Raw genomic sequence first — 16,866 nt, forward strand, 5'->3', positions numbered from 1 at the left:
AATATTTTCCATTAAATTCAATGAATTAAGGCCGCGGCGACCGATCTGCGACAAGGCAGCTGCAGGATTCCTGCCGGAGAGCGGGGGGAATCTCCCCTTTCTGCCCGTGAGCATGAAAGACGGCGGAATCGCGTCAGATGCCGATCAGCTCCAGCCGCCGCCATAGGTGCGGTAGAAGATATGCATGCCGATCTTGCCGACCCGCTTCATTGTCTTTGCCCACGGCGGATTGACGTAAGTCGCATGGTAATGGGTGGCAGAGCCCACTTCCGGCAGCCAGATCTTGCCGGCGGTGACGGCCATCGCGACTTCCTTGGCGGTCTTCCAGTGCGAGCGGGAATAAATGAGGTCGCGGATCATGTCGCAGGCGAAGGAAAACTGGCAACGGTTGCGCCAGGCCTTGTTCTGATAGACGACGCCGCAGATGGTCTTCGGATAGGTGGGATTGCGCACGCGATTGAGAATCACCTGCGCGACGGCGGCTTGTCCCTTGAGCGGCTCGCTGCGCGCTTCGAAATAGATGCCCTCGGCAAGGCAGGCCTGTTCTTCCTTGCTGAAAACCGACCCCGGCAGTGCGGTTGCAGCCCAGGCGTGGTCGCCCGGCGCGATCTCGGGAATGAAGCGGCCGGCGTTCTTGTCTTCACGCAGGATCGAATCGAAGGGCGATTCACGCGCATAGTCCGGCTCGGGCCGGACGTAAGCAGTCGCAAGAATGTCGGGGCGATCGTTGGTAACGAGCTTGGCCAGCATCGGTGAAACGCCGGGCTCCGCCTTTGGTGGCTTGTTCCGGTAGAAGGCGGTGGCGATCTCGATCTCCTTGCCTTCGATGCGGGATTTGGCGAAGACCATCTTCTCCCCCTCCCCCAGACTGGGCTCCATCAGGGAGCTGGTGCGCTGCAGGATGGAGCCGGCGGAGAAGTCCTTGGGCGGCGTCACGGGGGTCACGGCGACGACACGCCCCTTCTTGGCCCGGCGGTTGACGCGCTCCTCGTCCGGTGTGCCCGAATGCTTGGCCTCCGCGGTCAGGGCGACGCGGCTGCCGTCGGGCATGGTGACACCGGCGCCGCCGTCGAGCGCGCCCGTGGTGACCGGATCGGCAAACACCATCTCGGCTTCGTGGATCGAGCCTGCCGGTGACGGCGTCATGTACATGCGCCAGCGCTCGCCGCCCCGATTGATGCCGGAGAGGAAGGTCGCAAGATCGGCATAGGCCGCAGCGGAGGGAAAGCCGAGATAAAGCGCAAGACCGATGATCGCGGGCGCCATCCAGGCGGAGGGGTTCAGGCGAGACTTTCGACGCAGGTTCCGACTCTTACGCACCAACCGACTCCACGCAACGCTAACAGGCGGCACGGCTTCGCCCGCGCCGGCAATGCGCCAGCGTCGAGAATTCCGCGCGGGAAGATTAGACAATCGAGCAGCCGGACACTTCGCCGGCACCGCTCCGTTCGTGCTTTGAAAATGAAGCATTAACCTTGATGTTTGGTTAATGCGCGATCGCTGAAAGGCCGATATCCCACAACGCAACGAAGCCGCCTCCATCGGAAGGCGGCTTCGTTGGCTGCGTATCAGGGCTCCGCCCCTCTCCGGTGAGGCGCCGGGCAAGCGTCAGATGATGACGTGCGAGCCGAGTTCAACGACACGGTTGGTCGGCAGGCGGAAATAATCCGAAGGGTCGATCGCCGCATTGGCAAGCGCGATGAACAATCGGTCCTGCCAGTGCGGCATGCCGCTCTCGGCATCGGGCACGAGCTTGCGGCGGCCGAGATAGAACGAGGTCGACATGATGTCGAACTTCAGGCCCGACTTGCGGAAGAGGCCGAGCGCCTGCGAGACGTTCTGCGTTTCCATGAAACCGAAGCGAATTTCGAGCAATGTGAAGCGGTCCGACAGAGGCTGCATGCTTACCCGTTCCGACTTCGGCACCTTCGGCGTATTGGCCGTGCGGATCGTCAGGATGAAGTTCTGATTGTGCAGCACGTGGTTGTGCTTGATGTTGTGAAGCAGCGCTGCAGGCGTCGATTCCGGATCGCTCGTCAGGAACACGGCAGTGCCGGGCACGGCGACCGGCGCGTGCTCGCTCTTGCGCTCGATCGACTTGATGAAGCTTGCGAGCGGAATGTCGATATGGCGCGTCTTGGCGTGCAGGATCTCGGTGCCGCGCCGCCAGGTCCACATGATGATGATGAAGGTGGCGGCAATCAGCACCGGAACATAACCGCCGTCGTGGACCTTCAGCATGTTGGCGCCGAGGAAGATGAACTCCAGAGCGAAAAGCGGCACCAGCACGGCGGCCGCCGCCAGCGCCGACCAGTTCCAGCGCATGCGCAGGAACTCGAAGGAAAGCACTGTCGTCACCACCATCGCGCCGGTCACCGAGATGCCATAGGCGGTGGCAAGCGATTCGGACGAACCGAAGACAAAGACCAGCGCCATGACGCCGAACATCAGCAGCGTGTTGACGTTCGGCAGGTAGATCTGGCCCGTATGAGTTTCGGACGTATGGAAGATCGCCATGCGTGGCAGGAAACCGAGATGGATCGCCTGTCGCGTCAGCGAAAAGGCGCCCGTAATCACGGCCTGGCTGGCAATGATGGTGGCCGCCGTCGCCAGAATGACCACCGGCAGCAGCGCCCATTTCGGGAACATCAGGAAGAACGGATCGGACATGGCTTCCGGATTCTGCAATACGAAGGCGCCCTGTCCGAGATAGTTGAGCGTCAGCGCCGGAAAGACGATCAGGAACCAGGCCCACTGGATCGGGCGGCGCCCGAAATGGCCAAGGTCGGCGTAGAGCGCTTCAGCGCCCGTCACCGTCAGGAAGACGGCGCCAAGAACGATGATGCCGACATAGCCTTCGTTCAGCATGAAGCTCACGGCATAGTAGGGATTGAAGGCCTTGAAGATCGACAGATCGTCGGAGATGTGCACGAGGCCGATGCCGCCCATCACCAGGAACCAGACGAGGGTGATCGGCCCGAAGAAATTCGAGACTGCGGCTGTGCCCTTCGATTGCACGGCGAAGAGCATGAGCAGAATGACGACGGCGATCGGCACGACATATTCCGACAGCGCCGGCGTCACCAGCTTCAGGCCCTCGACCGCCGAGAGAACCGACAGGGCGGGCGTGATCATCGCGTCACCGATGAAGAGTGCTGCGCCGGCGATGCCCATGAAGAAGAGAATGGACGCGTGGCCGTTGGCAGACTTCATCAACAGCGCGAGCAGCGACAGCGTGCCGCCCTCCCCCTGGTTGTCGGCGCGCAACAGGAACAGCACGTACTTGATCGTGACGATGATCGTCAGCGTCCAGATCATCAGCGAGATCAGGCCGATGATCTCCGCGTCGGTCACACCGTCATGGGAAACCGGGCGCAGCGCTTCGCGGAAGGCATAGAGCGGGCTGGTGCCGATATCGCCATAGACGACACCGATCGAGCCAAGCCCGAGGACCAGCAGGCGGCGCAGATCCTTCGGCTCGTGGGTGGAAGGGGCATGCGATTGGGTCATGCAAACCTACTGGCGGTCAAAGCCAGCCTTTCCAGCGGAAAAAGAAAAAGGGGATCACGGCCGATATCACCATCGCCGCGATCGCCCAGGGATAGCCGAACTGCCATTCCAACTCCGGCATGACCCGAAAGTTCATGCCGTAGACCGAGGCGACCAGCGTCGGCGGCAGGAGCACGACCGACGCGATCGAGAAGATCTTGATGATCGCGTTCTGCTCGACGTTGATGAGTCCGAGCGATGCATCGAGCAGGAAAGTAATGTTGCCGGAAATGAAGCCGGCATGCTCGGACAGCGATTGGATGTCACGCGAGATCGAGCGGCAGAGCTCACGCGTTTCCTTGTCGTCCTGGACCTGCGGCACCGTGTAGACGAATGTCAGCAGGCGCGAGAGCGAGGCGAGGCTGTCGCGGGTCTTGGCGACCAGACGATGATGCCCGGCGACGTCGCGCAGGCGCGCTTCGAGAAAATGCGGCGGGCGGCGCCTGCCGGCCGCCTTGTCGCCGAAGACGGCGATCGACAGATCGTCGATCTTCGTCACGGCCTCTTCGAGGATCTCGGCCGTGCGGTCGGCGATCGTTTCCAGGAGCCGCGTCAGAACAACCGCGCCGTCGCGGCAGTTTCCGGGGAAACGATGCATCGACGCCTTGAACAGCACGAAGGAACGAGGTTCGGCATAGCGGATGGTGACGAGCCGGCCGCCCGACAGAATGAAGCCGACATCCGTCAGGCCGGGTATCTCCGTGTCCGTACGAAAAACCAGCGACGCCGTCATGAACACGGCGTTCTCCTCGATGTAAAGGCGGCTCGAAGGCTCAATGTCCTTGAGGTCATCGCGCGTCGGAATGGAGATGCCGAGCAGCTTCTCCATCATCAGGTCTTCCGTCTTGCTCGGCTCGACCAGATCCAGCCAGATGATGTCGGGACGCAGTGTCGCGGGTGGTTCGGCCGGCGTCAGGACGACGGCCGTGCCATCGGCGCAATAGCCGGTGATCATGCAACCGTCCTCGCCGGGCAAGCGTCAGTGCACCGCGCGTCTTCCAGCGCGTGATCCAAGGAACCGTGCAGTGTGCCGATCAGCGAAAGCGAAAGGTCGTGCGCCACAAAATACCCACAATAGAGATCCATCGGATCGAACGTTCCGCCAGTCAGGACAAAGTCTTCAACTCAGTCATCGCGAGAGGCCAAGATCTCCGGCGAGAGGGCGTCAAGTTGGGCACCTTCGCAATTGCGGCAAGGCATATGGCGCAACGCAAACGCAAAATCAATGCCCCTTGCAATCCGGCACGCCGGCGTGCGCCGCCACGCTATAGCATGTCTGCTTAAATCAAAACCGAATCAAGGGCAAAACGATTCGTGCCCGGCAGCCGGGCAGAACCGCGTCGGCACGAACTACTCGAAGACGATGGTCGGCGCGGCGCGGCTCTTGTCCTCTCGCGTGGCAGAGACCTGTTCCCAGACCTTGGTCGCGATATCGCGATAGACACGCGCAATCTCGCCGGCCGGCTCGGAGGCGACCAGCGGCGTTCCTGCATCCGACGTCTCACGAATGCCCATCGTCAGCGGCACTTCGCCGAGGAACGGCACACCGATGCGCTCTGCCTCCTTGCGGGCGCCGCCATGGCCGAAGATGTCGTAGCGTTTCCCCGTGTCGGGCGCGATGAAGTAGCTCATGTTCTCGACGATGCCGAGCACCGGGACTTCCACCTTGCGGAACATGGCGAGCCCCTTGCGCGCATCGATCAGCGCCAGGTCCTGCGGCGTCGAGACGATGACGGCACCGGCAAGCGGCACCTGCTGGGCCATCGTGAGCTGGGCGTCGCCGGTGCCCGGCGGCATGTCGACGACGAGAACGTCGAGATCGCCCCAGGCGACCTCGCGCAACATCTGCAGAAGCGCCGACTGGATCATCGGTCCGCGCCAGATCATCGCCACTTCCTCATCGACGAGGAAACCCATGGACATGACCTTGAGGCCGTAATTTTCCATCGGGCGGATGAGCCGGCCCTCGATCTGCTGCGGCCGGCCGGAGATCTTGAGGAGCCGGGGCATCGACGGACCGTAGATATCGGCGTCGAGCAGGCCGACCTTCAGGCCGTTGGCCTTGAGCGCCAGCGCCAGATTGACCGAGGTGGTCGACTTGCCGACACCGCCCTTGCCCGAGGCAACGGCGATAATCGCACCGACGCCAGGGATCCCGGCCTTGGCAGGCGGTCCGCCGGCGGGACGCGGCGCGTGGGCATGGCCTGCATGGGAGGGTGCCTGCGGCTGCGGGCGCTGCACCGGCGCGCTGCCGGCAGCTGCCTTGCGGTCGGCCGTGAGCGCGACCATTGCCGCCGTGATCCCGGGAATGTCGCGCACCACGCGCTCGGCTGCAGCCCGCATCGGCTCCAGCTCCTTGGCGCGTTCGGCCGGAACGGTGATCGAGAAATAGGCTTTGCCGTCGGAGATGAAGACGTCAGAGACGAGCCCGAGGTCGACGATGTTGCCTTCCATGCCTGGACCACGCACTGTGCGCAGCTTTTCAAGCACCACTTCTTTCGTGACTTCCGGCATCGCGCCCTCTCATTCTTTTGTTATCCCTTAGATAGTCGAGGCCGGGCGCTTCGCCAATGCGACATAACGGAAAAAGCAAGGGCCACCGCCCGCCCTTGGTGTCCGTACATCCGGGATCACCTTTCAGGCGGGCAGTGGCCCTTTCGGTCGCGACCTTCGTGGGCGCTGTCTTCTTTTTAGTCCCCTCTGGACATGCCAGTAGAAATGCAGGATGCGTGCCAGATTCAAACCTGACGGAAATAGACAGCAATTTCAAATAGATAAACTCAGACGCCACTCATCGGCCGGCGATGGCATATGCCCAGTTTCTGAGCAACCGTCTGCAAATCGTCCAAGGATGGAGCAGTTCGCCGGGATGATGGCGACCTCAGTGACAAACATATCGGGCTTACCCGAGCTCATCGCTTCTTGCGATCGCACCGGGGCGGCAGGCGGACATGCGGGAATGGACTGCGGCGTAGGGCCGGCTTGGGGCTAGCTGATGTAGCCCTTCTTCATCGCCTTCACGACCGCCTGGGTGCGGTTAACGGCGTCGAGCTTCTTGGTCACGTGGTTGAGGTAGTGGTTGACCGTATGTTCGGAGAGCCCGAGGATGCCGGCGATCTCGGCGCTGGTCTTTCCGGCAGCGGTCCAACTCAAACATTGGATCTCGCGCTCGGAAAGTGCTGCGCCGCTGCTCTTCCATACGGAACCGATTTCAGCCAGGCGATTGTAGACATGGATCGCAATCATCTGCAGCTCCATGGTCATCGTCATCGGCAGCTCGACCAGCGGGCCCATGAGGATGACCGCGCCGCGTCCGCCCTCGGCGTCATGAACCGGGAAGTAGCTTGCCTGGAAGATCCCGTTTTCGCGCAGCATCGCGATGTATTCGGCAGCCGATTCCGGCTTGCCGCCCTCGCCTTCCCAGTCCGCGAGCGTGACCTGAAACGGTGTCGTCGTTTCGCGCAGGCGGCGCACGCCGGTGCTGAAGCGCAGCATCGACAGGCTGTCGTACTTGTTCAGCAGCTCGGCCGGCATGTTGGAAATGACGGTGCTCGCAGCGAGGCGCTCCACGTCGATCGAGGGGATCGAGCAGATCAGAAACGTCTTGAAGCCAAAGACCTGCGTGATCCGCCGCATATAGCGGATGATATCGAACTGGGTCTCTAGCTTTGCGATCTCGGACGCGAAATCGCCGCCCCGGGGCAGATCTGCGTCAGTCATCCCGGTCGTCATCGTATCCTGCATTCGCGCGTTCCATGGCATTCATCACGTATCAAATAGACCGAGCCGCCTGCCAATGCCAACAGATGATCGAAATTCCCTGCCGCCTCGACCCAAAAGTCTGTGTATTTCCCCTCTTTACGGCCGATGTGGCCATCAGCCTCGCGCACAACGCGTGCCGGCGATCAATTGATCAACCCGGCGCGCATGGCTTTTGCAACGGTCTGAACGCGATTGACCGAATCCAGCTTGCGCGTTGCCCGGTTGAGGTAGTGGTTGACCGTGTACTCGGACAGCGCCAGAATTTTTGCCATTTCACTGGTTGTCTTGCCGGCCGCCGCCCAGCGCAGGCACTCGACCTCGCGGCGTGAAAGGCTTCCCGCGCCGCGCTTGTCGCGGTCACGGACTTCCATGTACTTGCTGTAGAGCAGGCCGGCCCAAAGGTTGAGCTCCTGAAGTTCGTCACTGGAAACTACGGGGCGGTCGCCGCCAAAGGCGATCGCGGCGCGATGACCACCCGCATCGTGAACCGGCAGATAGAGGCCGCGCGGCATATTCGCCTGCTCGAAGACACAGATCGCCGCATCGCCCTTGCCGTCGGACCGGCGGCGCGCGAGCTGGTGCGCATCGTAGGTAAAGGGGATGGTGCTGCGCCGCAGTCGCTGGATCACCGGGCTGCCGTTGATCAGGCCGGCGCTGTCATAGCCCTTGAGAAAGGCGGCCGGGTAGTTCGTCATCAGCGCGTTGACCGACAGGCTGTTGCTGTCGGTTTCCGGAATGGCAAGCACCAGGAAACCGCGAAAGCCATAGGCATCCGCGACCTGGGCGATCACGCGCCGGAGGTCCTCTTCGCAACAGATAGGCCCACGGATGGTTCGCCCATCCGGAAGCGCCAACGCCGACAAATTCGCGCTGAAATCGATCATCTTCCGCCCTTCTTCACATCCGGTTCCATGCGGGAACCGGCCGCTGACGCCGCATGAAGATCACGTCAAAAATTTATACCAATACCAAAACGAACCAGACTAAGACCATCCACGAACCTGAGTCTGATATATTAAAGCTATCGAGCGAGACGCGCCACGTCCAGTCGATGTTTCTAATTTACCGTAAAGTGAATTCAAGGTCCACCGCGGCCGGGCCCGAGACGGATCGCCGCGTCCTCGCCAACCGCCTGGGCGGCCGCCCGAACGGCCGCCGCCCAGGCCGACAATTGCTCCATCGTCACCCGATAGGCGGGCCCGGTCACCGACAGGCCGGCCGCCAGTTCGCTGCCGGGAATGAGGATAGGTGCTGCAACGCAGCGGATCTCGGCTTCGTGTTCCTCGCGGTCGAAGGCATGCCCGTCGCGCCGGATGTCTTCGATCTCCGCCAGCAAGGTGGCCGCCGAACGATGGGTGTGCGGGGTGAAGACGTGAAACTCGGTTCGAGCCAGAATACGCTCCAGCTCCGCCGGCCCCAGCAGCGATAGCGCCGCCTTGCCGATGCCGGTGCAATAGGCCGGCGACGCCTTGCCGATCTGCGAGCTCATGCGCACCGTCTGGCGGCTCTCGACCTTGTCGACATAGACGATCTCGGTTTCGCGCAGGATGCCGAGATGCACGGTCTCGCCCGTGAGCTCGTGCAGGCGCCTGAGATGGGGCTCGGCAATGTCGCGAAACCGGTTGGCAGACCAGGAACGATAGGCCAGCGTCAGCAGCCGCAGACCGGGCTCGTAGGAAAGATCGCGGCGCTGCACGAGCAGACCTTCCTCTACGAGATGGCTCAGCAACCGGTGCAGCGTTCCACGCGGCTGACCGGACCGGGCGAGTATGTCGGTAAAACGCTGCGGCCCATCGGCGGTAACAACCGCCTCCAGCACCGCCATCGCCTTGCCGAGCGTGCCTGTTCCGGCTTCCGCACGCATCTCATCCACTCCGCCTGCCACTTCACTGGTCATCGTCGCTCGCTTGTTTTCGACAGCTGTCACGCGATCGGACGCGCGACCTTGACAAGGTAGACGCTTCGACGCGATAATTCCATATAGTAAAATACAGTTCCAAATAATGGAATACGTTATCTGCCACGCGGCCTGACGGGGAATGCAGCGATATGCCGGTGCCCAAGGCACAGTTTCATGATCTCAGGGACCGCTCGGTGCTGATAACGGGCGGCGGTTCCGGCATTGGCGCAACGCTTGTCGAGGCTTTCGCCCACCAGGGCGCACGGGTGGCTTTCGTCGACATCGACGAGCGAGCAGGACACGACCTCGTCGAGAGGCTGGCCGCCAAGGCAGGTGCTGCACCGCTCTTTATCCCGGCCGATTTGCGCGACATCGAGACGGTAAGAAAAGCCGCACAGACGGCGGCGACCGCGCTCGGCGGGCTCCACGTGCTCGTCAACAACGCGGCGCGCGACGATCGCCAGCCGCTCGAAAGCGTCACCGAAGAGAGTTGGGACGAGAGCCAGGCGGTCAACCTCAGGCATTTCTTCTTCATGAGTCAGGCGGTCGCGCCGCATTTGCGGCAGGCGGGCGGCGGGTCGATCATCAATTTCTCGTCGATCGCCTATCTGCTCAACATGGCCGAAATCCCGGCCTATGCGACGGCGAAGGCCGGGATCGTCGGCCTGACCAAATCGCTCGCCGGAAAGCTCGGCCCCGACAACATCCGCGTCAATGCGATCCTGCCCGGCATGATCGTCACCGAACGGCAGAAACGCCTGTGGCTCAGCGACGCGGCAATCGCCGGCATGCAGGAACGGCAATGCCTGAAGCGCAGCCTCACCGCCGACGACCTCGTCGGCCCTTGCCTATATCTCGCGTCGGCGTGCTCGTCGGGCATGACGGCGCAAACAATGATCATCGATGGAGGCGCACTGTGATGACGGCAGCCTATTATGCCGCGGCCGACTGGGGAACCACAAGTTTCCGGCTGTGGATCATCGGCGAGGACGGCGCGGTGCTCGCCGAGCGCCGAAGCGGCGAAGGCATGACGACGGCGAACAAGGCCGGCTTCCACGCGATCCTGGAAAAGCACCTGGCCGCCGTCGATGCCCCGGGCCACCTGCCGGCGATCATCTGCGGCATGGCCGGCGCCAAGCAGGGCTGGGTCGAGGCCGGCTATCTCGACACGCCGGCCGCACTCGCCGACATCGCCTCCCATGCCGTGGCCGTTCCGGACCTCGATCGTGACATCCGCATCCTGCCGGGTCTGGCGCAACGGGACAAACGCCACCCGGACGTCATGCGCGGCGAGGAGACGCAATTGCTCGGCGCGGCAAGCGACCTCGGTCGCGGTCGGCATCTCGTCTGCATGCCGGGCACGCACAGCAAATGGGTGCGGCTCGAAGACGGCGCCGTCAGCGGCTTTTCCACCTTCATGACCGGCGAACTGTTCGACGTGATCTCCAAGCACTCGATCCTCAGCCATTCGATCGCCGACGCCCATGCCTTTTCCGGCGACCACCCCGCCTTTGCGGCGGCGGTGGCAGAGGCACGCACCAATCCGGCACTGGCCACCAGCCTGATCTTCGGCGCGCGCTCAGGCCAATTGCTGCACGGCACGAGCGCGACCGACGCCAAGGCGTTGCTGTCGGGCACGCTCATCGGCCTTGAGATCGCCGGAGCGCTGGCTTCAGCCACGACGATCGACAGCATCTGTCTCGTCGCCTCCGGTTCCCTCGGCACGCTCTATCACGCCGCGCTCGAAAGCCTCGACTGCCCGCTTCAGGTGGTCGATGCCGACACGGCCGTCCGCTCCGGCCTTTCGACCGCCGCCCAGGCGATCTGGCCCCTCTGAACGAAAGACAAGCTCATGACCCGCATTCCCTTTCCGTCGATGAAATATCCGCTGATCGCAATTCTGCGCGGCCTCAAGCCCGAGGAAACCGCAGGCGTCGTCGGCGCGCTGATCGAAACCGGCTTCACGGCGATCGAGATCCCGCTGAACTCTCCCGATCCGTTCCGCTCGATCGAGACCGCCGTGAAAATGGCGCCCGAGGGCTGCCTGATCGGCGCCGGCACGGTGTTGACGACGGCGCAGGTCGAGCAGCTCTCGGATGTCGGCGGCCGCCTGATGGTGAGCCCGAACGTCGAGCCGGCGGTGATTTCGCTGGCAGCGAAGAAAGGCATGATCACCATGCCCGGCGTGCTGACCCCGACCGAGGCGCTTTCTGCCGCGGCAGCGGGCGCAACCGGCCTCAAGTTCTTCCCGGCTAGCGTGCTTGGGCCATCGGGCATCACCGCGATCCGCGCGATCCTGCCGCCGGAGCTGGAAATCGCCGCCGTCGGCGGTGTCTCCGATGCAAACTTCGGCGACTATGCCAAGGCCGGCATCCGCAGCTTCGGTCTCGGCTCCAGCCTCTACAAGCCTGGCATGAGTGCCGCTGAAGTGCGCGAGCGCGCCGTTGCCACCACCAAGGCCTACGACGCCGTCTACGGAGCACGAGGATGAGCGATAAGATTGCTTTTTCGGGCAGCATCCTATGCGAGGAACCCTCGCTTCTCGGGGAAGGCCCAACCTATGACCCGGCCACCGGCACCGCCTGGTGGTTCAACATCAAGGGCCAGGAACTGCATGAGCTGCACCTCGAAAGCGGGCGCAAGTCCGTGCATGCCCTGCCGTTCCTCGGCAGCGTGCTGGCCGTCATCGACCCGGCCCGGCACCTGATCGCGACCGACCAGGGGCTGTTTGTCCGTGATACGCAGACCGGCGCCTTCAGCCTGCTTGTCACGCTCGAGGACAAGCCCGGCAATCGCTCGAACGACGGCCGCGTTCATGCCTCCGGTTCGCTCTGGATCGGCACCATGGGCCGCAGCGCCGAAAAGGGCGCCGGCGCGATCTATCACGTGGCCGGCACCAAGGTGACGAAGCTCTACGACAGGGTCACCATTCCCAACAGCATCTGCTTCTCGCCGGACGGAACCGTCGCCTACTTCGTCGACACCGATATCAATCACCTGATGCGCGTGGACATCGATGCGCAGACGGGGTTGCCCAAGGGTGAACCGAGCCTGCTCGTCGACGGCAGCGGCGAAGCTGGCGGTATCGACGGCTCGGTATGCGATGCCGACGGCCTGATCTGGAACGCCCGCTGGGGCAGCGGCACGGTCGACGTCTATCGGCCCGATGGCGCGCGAATCGCCCGCTACACCATGCCGACGACGCAGCCGAGCTGCACGGCCTTCATCGGGCCGAAGGCCGACCGCATGCTGGTGACGTCCGCCTGGCAGGACCTGGATGATGCGGCCCGCGCCGCCGATCCCCATGCCGGCAAGACCTTCGACCTCGGCGTCAGCGTCAAGGGCCGGTTCGAGCCGTCTTTCCGTCTCTGAGCGGAAACGGCTTGGCGAAGCGCCAATAAAAAGTCATACAATTCAGCCACGCGTTTGATCGCATGGTGAGGAGGAAGCTCGCATGAGCGACAAGAAGAAAGAACTGCGCAGCCGCCATTGGTATGGAGGCACCGGCAAGGATGGCTTCATCCACCGGTCCTGGATGAAGAACCAGGGCTTTCCGGACCACGTCTTCGACGGCCGTCCGATCATCGGCATCTGCAACACCTGGTCGGAACTGACTCCCTGCAACAGCCACCTGCGCATCCTCGCCGAAGGCGTGAAGCGCGGCGTCTGGGAAGCCGGCGGCTTTCCGGTCGAGTTCCCGGTGTCCTCGCTCGGCGAGACCCAGATGCGCCCGACCGCCATGCTGTTTCGCAACCTGCTCGCCATGGATGTCGAAGAGGCGATCCGCGCCTATGGCATCGACGGCGTCGTTCTGCTCGGCGGCTGCGACAAGACCACACCCGGCCAGCTGATGGGTGCGGCCTCCGTCGACCTGCCGACGATCGTCGTTTCCTCCGGCCCGATGCTGAACGGCAAATGGAAGGGCAAGGATATCGGCTCCGGCACGGATGTCTGGAAGTTCTCCGAAGCCGTGCGCGCCGGCGAAATGAGCATGCAGGAATTCATGGCGGCGGAAAGCGGCATGTCGCGCTCGCCGGGTGTATGCATGACCATGGGCACCGCCACCACCATGGCCTCCATCGTCGAGGCGATGGGCCTGTCCCTGCCGACCAACGCCGCACTTCCGGCCGTCGACGCCCGCCGCATGGCGCTGTCGCACATGACCGGAAAACGCATCGTCGAGATGGTGCATGAAGACCTGCGCCTGTCGAAGGTGCTGACCAGGAAGAACTTCGAGAACGGCATCATCGCCAACGCTGCCGTCGGCGGCTCGACCAACGCGGTCGTGCACATGCTGGCGATCGCCGGCCGTGCCGGCGTCGATCTCTGTCTTGAGGATTTCGACCGCGTCGGCAGCCAGGTGCCCTGCATCGTCAACTGCATGCCGTCGGGCAAGTACCTGATCGAAGATCTCGCCTATGCCGGCGGCCTGCCGGCGGTGATGAACCGCATCCAGCACCTGCTGCATGCCGATGCGCCGACGGTCTTCGGCGTCCCGATCAGCAAATACTGGGAAGATGCCGAGGTCTACAACGACGACGTCATCCGTCCGCTCGACAACCCGCTGCGGGCGGCCGCCGGCATTCGCGTGCTCAAGGGCAACCTTGCCCCGAACGGCGCCGTCATCAAGCCGTCGGCGGCCAGCGAGCATCTGCTGGTGCACGAAGGGCCGGCCTATGTCTTCGAAACGATCGAAGAACTGAAGGCGAAGATCGACGACCCGGACCTGCCGGTGACGGAAGACACGATCCTCGTGCTCAAGGGCTGCGGCCCCAAGGGCTACCCGGGCATGGCCGAAGTCGGCAACATGCCGATCCCGCGCCGGCTGGTCGAAAAGGGCGTGCGCGACATGGTGCGCGTTTCCGACGCCCGCATGTCGGGTACGGCCTTCGGCACCGTGGTTCTGCATGTCAGCCCGGAATCGAATGCCGGCGGGCCGCTCGCCATCGTCAAGACCGGCGACCGCATCCGCCTCGACGCGATGAAGGGCGAACTCAACCTGATAATCAGCGACGAAGAATTTGCGACGCGCATGGCCGCCTGGCAGGCGCCGCCGCAGAAATGGACCCGCGGCTACTACAAGCTCTACCAGGACACGGTGCTGCAGGCCGACAAGGGCGCGGACCTCGACTTCCTCGTCGGCGGCAGCGGCAGCGAAGTGCTGCGCGAAAGCCACTGACGGCTTCGGACGCAGTTCGAGGCAGACGCGTTTCAAATACCCCGCCCGTCAGGCGGGGTATTTTTATCCGGCCAGGGGACGGGAGCCCAACGGCGAAAGCCTTGCGGCCGGCGAACGCAGCCGCGACCAGGTTTCAAAGCCGTAGATGGCGAGCCCGAGCGCAATGAAAAACTCCTTGTACTCGGTCGGGTCCCAAAGGCGCACGAGCGTGGAAGCCTGGAGAATGAACAGCTCCTGGATGGCGACGATCAGAATGGCGCCGGCAGTCAGGACGACGAACTCGCGCCAGTGCCCAGCCCTCAGCGCGATATCCGCGATCACCAAAAGTATGATCACGGTCATCATCACCATCATCTGCGTCGGCAGCATGCTCCAGTTGTCGCTGTTGAAGGCGGCCATCGGGGCGCTGGCCACCAGCACCAGCACGCTTGGCGCGAAGGCGTCGAGCCTGCCGAGGCTGATGCTCTTGCGAAGATAGAGCCAGATGAACGGCGCAAGCGTCAGCAGGAAGAAGCTGCCGGTATAATAGAGCAGCTCCGAAAAGCCGGTGGAGATGTTGTGCAGGTTCAATTCCTGCTGCTTGTTGAGCGCGAGCAGCCCGTCCGGCGTGGCGATACCGAAAACGCGCTGCATCCAGGATACTTCCTCCATACCGATCACGAAGAAAACGAAGGCGAAAAGCACGGCAAAACCCGCCGCAACCCAAGCCGAACGTTCCGTGCCCGAGCGAGCGGCCCTGATCTGGCCAACCGACACTGCAGCGAAAAATCCGCTCGCCGCGAAGATCAGGAGCGCCGACAGCCATTCGACCAGGCCGTCTTCGCGCGCAAGGAGGCTGAAGCCAAGCGGGTCGAGCGCGAAAGCCAAGGCCATCGACGTCGCAAGTGTCCATGTCGCGGCGCAAACCCACAGTTCGCGACGCGATGCCAATCGCAGCACCGGCGCGCCCAACCCAGCCACATCGCGGGTAAGTCCCTGAACTGCCGCGAGCGAGAGGCTGAGCGCAACCCAGGCATGCCACAGATTGTAGGGCTCCACCTGAGGCGCCCGTTCGGAGAAGTAGCTAACCCCGAAAAGATTGCGCTCGATGGAAACGAGACCGGCCAGCGCGAGCGCGGATAGCAAGGAGACGGAGAGAAAGCGATGCGGAAATACCATCATGAAACATCCTGATAACAGGATGAAAGAAGCTGAACGCTATTCCTGTCTCTCCCGTAAGTATCGGCAAGAACAATCAAGAATCCATGAATGATTAGAAGCTGATTATAAATTACTAATATAAGTGGCCGGAGAATAAAAATACAAATCTGCCGGAAGAAACAAATCTTCAGCCGAATTTTTCCAGCGTGGCCCACCATTGAACGTGCGCGTGCACCTGCCGCCGACAATTCGACTATTTTTTCCGGAACTGTTTGGACGCCCGGGCGTTGACTTGGCATCACCGGGCGCGGCGAAATCTGGCAAATGCCAGGCCCGTGCCTTGATTGAAAACGTCAAGGAAAGGCAGTTTGACATGACTAAGAAACTCGTAACAACCGTCGCGGCTGGCGCGCTTCTCGCGGGTCTTGCTGTCGCCCCGGTCGCTTACGCGCAGGATGCAACCAAGCCGATGGATCAGCCGCAAACGATGCAGCCGGCCCCGACGACCGAGGCTCCGGCAACCGAAGCTCAGACGACGACTCCTCCGGCAGCCGGTGAAGCGCCTGCTGACGTTGCGAAATCCGACGCGACCTATCTGACCGAGCAGGCAAGCGAGCAGATCGCCGCCAGCACCTATATCGGACAGAGCGTTTATAACGCGAGTGACGAGAGCATCGGCGAGATCAACGACCTGATCATCAAGAAGGATGGCGGTGTCGAAGCAGCGGTTATCGGTGTCGGTGGCTTCCTGGGTCTCGGTGAAAAGGACGTGGCCGTTCCGTTCGATCGCATCGCGATCGCCGAGCAGCCGAACACGGATGCCCTCAAGCTGACGACGACAGAGACGGTCGACACGCTGAAGGCGGCTCCGGAATTCAAGACCAAGTCGCAGAAGATCGCCGAGCAGAACGCCAACCAGCCGGTTGACACGTCGACGACCTCTTCGACCGGCACGGCACCGGCTCAGCCGCAGCAGTAATCGGTATCAGGTTCTAGCTGATTGCACAGGGAGCGGCGGTACATACCGCCGCTCTTGCCGTGTTCAGACGAGCACTTCATAGCGCAGGGCATCGTAGATGCCCGCATGAATGTTGCGGCTGGCGACGGTATCGCCATGCGGAACATGTCGAAGCTGCCAGCGGGATTTCTCTACCGGATCGGGTTTTCACCACGAAGCAGCGCCTTGTAATCGACCGCGCCCAGATTGCGCGAGAGCGGTTTCAGTTCACGATAGAGGTCGTCTATCGGCAAGGTGCCATGCTCGACCACCACTTGCGCCACACGCATCGCCTGCCCTTTCGGAGAAATCCGAGCCGGGTCTCAGGCGATAGGGTCC

Annotated in this window: 15 protein-coding genes, 1 tRNA gene and 1 pseudogene; 8 read left to right on the top strand and 9 right to left on the bottom strand. The window is 62.7% G+C overall.

What is annotated here, in order from left to right:
* Positions 1–144: 144 nt before the first annotated feature.
* From XB14_RS13965 to XB14_RS13995, 7 genes are all read right to left on the bottom strand, one after another.
* Positions 145–1,266, bottom strand: coding sequence for a cell wall hydrolase (locus XB14_RS13965; RefSeq protein ID WP_077962212.1), 1,122 nt, complete (start codon positions 1,264–1,266; stop codon positions 145–147).
* Positions 1,267–1,608: 342 nt separating this feature from the next.
* Positions 1,609–3,510, bottom strand: coding sequence for a potassium transporter Kup (locus XB14_RS13970; RefSeq protein ID WP_077962213.1), 1,902 nt, complete (start codon positions 3,508–3,510; stop codon positions 1,609–1,611).
* 16 nt (positions 3,511–3,526) lie between these two features.
* The gene (locus XB14_RS13975) at positions 3,527–4,504 is read right to left on the bottom strand and encodes a magnesium transporter CorA family protein (RefSeq protein WP_077962214.1); all 978 of its coding nucleotides are present in this window, start codon (positions 4,502–4,504) and stop codon (positions 3,527–3,529) included.
* Between the two features lie 395 nt (positions 4,505–4,899).
* The gene (locus tag XB14_RS13980; protein ID WP_077962215.1) at positions 4,900–6,063 is read right to left on the bottom strand and encodes an Mrp/NBP35 family ATP-binding protein; all 1,164 of its coding nucleotides are present in this window, start codon (positions 6,061–6,063) and stop codon (positions 4,900–4,902) included.
* 474 nt (positions 6,064–6,537) lie between these two features.
* Entirely contained in the window at positions 6,538–7,311 is a 774-nt protein-coding gene (locus XB14_RS13985) for a LuxR family transcriptional regulator (RefSeq protein ID WP_143348379.1), read from the bottom strand.
* A 143-nt stretch (positions 7,312–7,454) separates the two neighbouring features.
* On the bottom strand, positions 7,455–8,195 hold the full coding sequence (locus XB14_RS13990) for a LuxR family transcriptional regulator (protein WP_077962217.1): 741 nt from the start codon (positions 8,193–8,195) through the stop codon (positions 7,455–7,457).
* Positions 8,196–8,389: 194 nt separating this feature from the next.
* Positions 8,390–9,175 carry an IclR family transcriptional regulator gene (locus XB14_RS13995; protein WP_234804044.1) on the bottom strand — a complete coding sequence of 262 codons (786 nt, stop codon included), beginning with the start codon at positions 9,173–9,175 and terminating at the stop codon, positions 8,390–8,392.
* Positions 9,176–9,360: 185 nt separating this feature from the next.
* On the opposite strand from XB14_RS13995, the gene XB14_RS14000 reads away from it, so the two are divergent.
* The 5 genes from XB14_RS14000 (at position 9,361) to XB14_RS14020 (ending at position 14,390) form a co-directional block, all read left to right on the top strand.
* Positions 9,361–10,131 carry an SDR family NAD(P)-dependent oxidoreductase gene (locus tag XB14_RS14000; protein ID WP_077962219.1) on the top strand — a complete coding sequence of 257 codons (771 nt, stop codon included), beginning with the start codon at positions 9,361–9,363 and terminating at the stop codon, positions 10,129–10,131.
* A complete protein-coding gene (locus XB14_RS14005; RefSeq protein ID WP_179119588.1) occupies positions 10,128–11,048 on the top strand; it encodes a 2-dehydro-3-deoxygalactonokinase in 921 nt (306 codons plus the stop codon). Before XB14_RS14000 ends, XB14_RS14005 begins: the two co-directional genes overlap by 4 nt.
* Positions 11,049–11,063: 15 nt before the next feature.
* Positions 11,064–11,702 (top strand): 2-dehydro-3-deoxy-6-phosphogalactonate aldolase, encoded by a 639-nt coding sequence (locus tag XB14_RS14010; RefSeq protein ID WP_077962221.1) that lies wholly within the window; start codon positions 11,064–11,066, stop codon positions 11,700–11,702.
* Positions 11,699–12,583, top strand: coding sequence for an SMP-30/gluconolactonase/LRE family protein (locus XB14_RS14015; protein ID WP_077962222.1), 885 nt, complete (start codon positions 11,699–11,701; stop codon positions 12,581–12,583). Before XB14_RS14010 ends, XB14_RS14015 begins: the two co-directional genes overlap by 4 nt.
* A gap of 82 nt (positions 12,584–12,665) precedes the next feature.
* A complete protein-coding gene (locus tag XB14_RS14020; RefSeq protein WP_077962223.1) occupies positions 12,666–14,390 on the top strand; it encodes an IlvD/Edd family dehydratase in 1,725 nt (574 codons plus the stop codon).
* 63 nt (positions 14,391–14,453) lie between these two features.
* Here XB14_RS14020 and XB14_RS33235 read toward each other — a convergent pair whose 3' ends face one another.
* Positions 14,454–14,810, bottom strand: a complete 357-nt coding sequence (locus XB14_RS33235; RefSeq protein WP_210190021.1) for a hypothetical protein — start codon at positions 14,808–14,810, stop codon at positions 14,454–14,456.
* A 73-nt stretch (positions 14,811–14,883) separates the two neighbouring features.
* On the opposite strand from XB14_RS33235, the gene XB14_RS33240 reads away from it, so the two are divergent.
* The 3 genes from XB14_RS33240 (at position 14,884) to XB14_RS14030 (ending at position 16,509) form a co-directional block, all read left to right on the top strand.
* Positions 14,884–14,975, top strand: a tRNA-OTHER gene (locus XB14_RS33240).
* On the top strand, positions 14,949–15,512 hold the full coding sequence (locus XB14_RS33245) for a hypothetical protein (protein WP_179119590.1): 564 nt from the start codon (positions 14,949–14,951) through the stop codon (positions 15,510–15,512). The genes XB14_RS33240 and XB14_RS33245 overlap by 27 nt, the downstream gene beginning before the upstream one ends.
* 391 nt (positions 15,513–15,903) lie before the next feature.
* Positions 15,904–16,509 (top strand): PRC-barrel domain-containing protein, encoded by a 606-nt coding sequence (locus XB14_RS14030; RefSeq protein WP_077962914.1) that lies wholly within the window; start codon positions 15,904–15,906, stop codon positions 16,507–16,509.
* 63 nt (positions 16,510–16,572) lie between these two features.
* On the opposite strand, the pseudogene XB14_RS33930 reads toward XB14_RS14030, so the two are convergent.
* Positions 16,573–16,814, bottom strand: a pseudogene (locus tag XB14_RS33930) (N-methylproline demethylase); the annotation flags it as partial.
* Positions 16,815–16,866: the final 52 nt, after the last annotated feature.

Source organism: Ensifer adhaerens (assembly GCF_002007205.1).
GTDB lineage: Bacteria > Pseudomonadota > Alphaproteobacteria > Rhizobiales > Rhizobiaceae > Ensifer > Ensifer adhaerens_D.

Coding starts and splice junctions, on each gene's coding strand:
- XB14_RS13990 (WP_077962217.1), bottom strand. CDS start 8,195: ATGATCGATTTCAGCGCGAATTTGTCGGCGTTGGCGCTTCCGGATGGG.
- XB14_RS13975 (WP_077962214.1), bottom strand. CDS start 4,504: ATGATCACCGGCTATTGCGCCGATGGCACGGCCGTCGTCCTGACGCCG.
- XB14_RS14020 (WP_077962223.1), top strand. CDS start 12,666: ATGAGCGACAAGAAGAAAGAACTGCGCAGCCGCCATTGGTATGGAGGC.
- XB14_RS14015 (WP_077962222.1), top strand. CDS start 11,699: ATGAGCGATAAGATTGCTTTTTCGGGCAGCATCCTATGCGAGGAACCC.
- XB14_RS13980 (WP_077962215.1), bottom strand. CDS start 6,063: ATGCCGGAAGTCACGAAAGAAGTGGTGCTTGAAAAGCTGCGCACAGTG.
- XB14_RS13965 (WP_077962212.1), bottom strand. CDS start 1,266: ATGGCGCCCGCGATCATCGGTCTTGCGCTTTATCTCGGCTTTCCCTCC.
- XB14_RS14030 (WP_077962914.1), top strand. CDS start 15,904: ATGACTAAGAAACTCGTAACAACCGTCGCGGCTGGCGCGCTTCTCGCG.
- XB14_RS13985 (WP_143348379.1), bottom strand. CDS start 7,311: ATGCCATGGAACGCGCGAATGCAGGATACGATGACGACCGGGATGACT.
- XB14_RS14010 (WP_077962221.1), top strand. CDS start 11,064: ATGACCCGCATTCCCTTTCCGTCGATGAAATATCCGCTGATCGCAATT.
- XB14_RS14000 (WP_077962219.1), top strand. CDS start 9,361: ATGCCGGTGCCCAAGGCACAGTTTCATGATCTCAGGGACCGCTCGGTG.
- XB14_RS13970 (WP_077962213.1), bottom strand. CDS start 3,510: ATGACCCAATCGCATGCCCCTTCCACCCACGAGCCGAAGGATCTGCGC.
- XB14_RS13995 (WP_234804044.1), bottom strand. CDS start 9,175: ATGCGTGCGGAAGCCGGAACAGGCACGCTCGGCAAGGCGATGGCGGTG.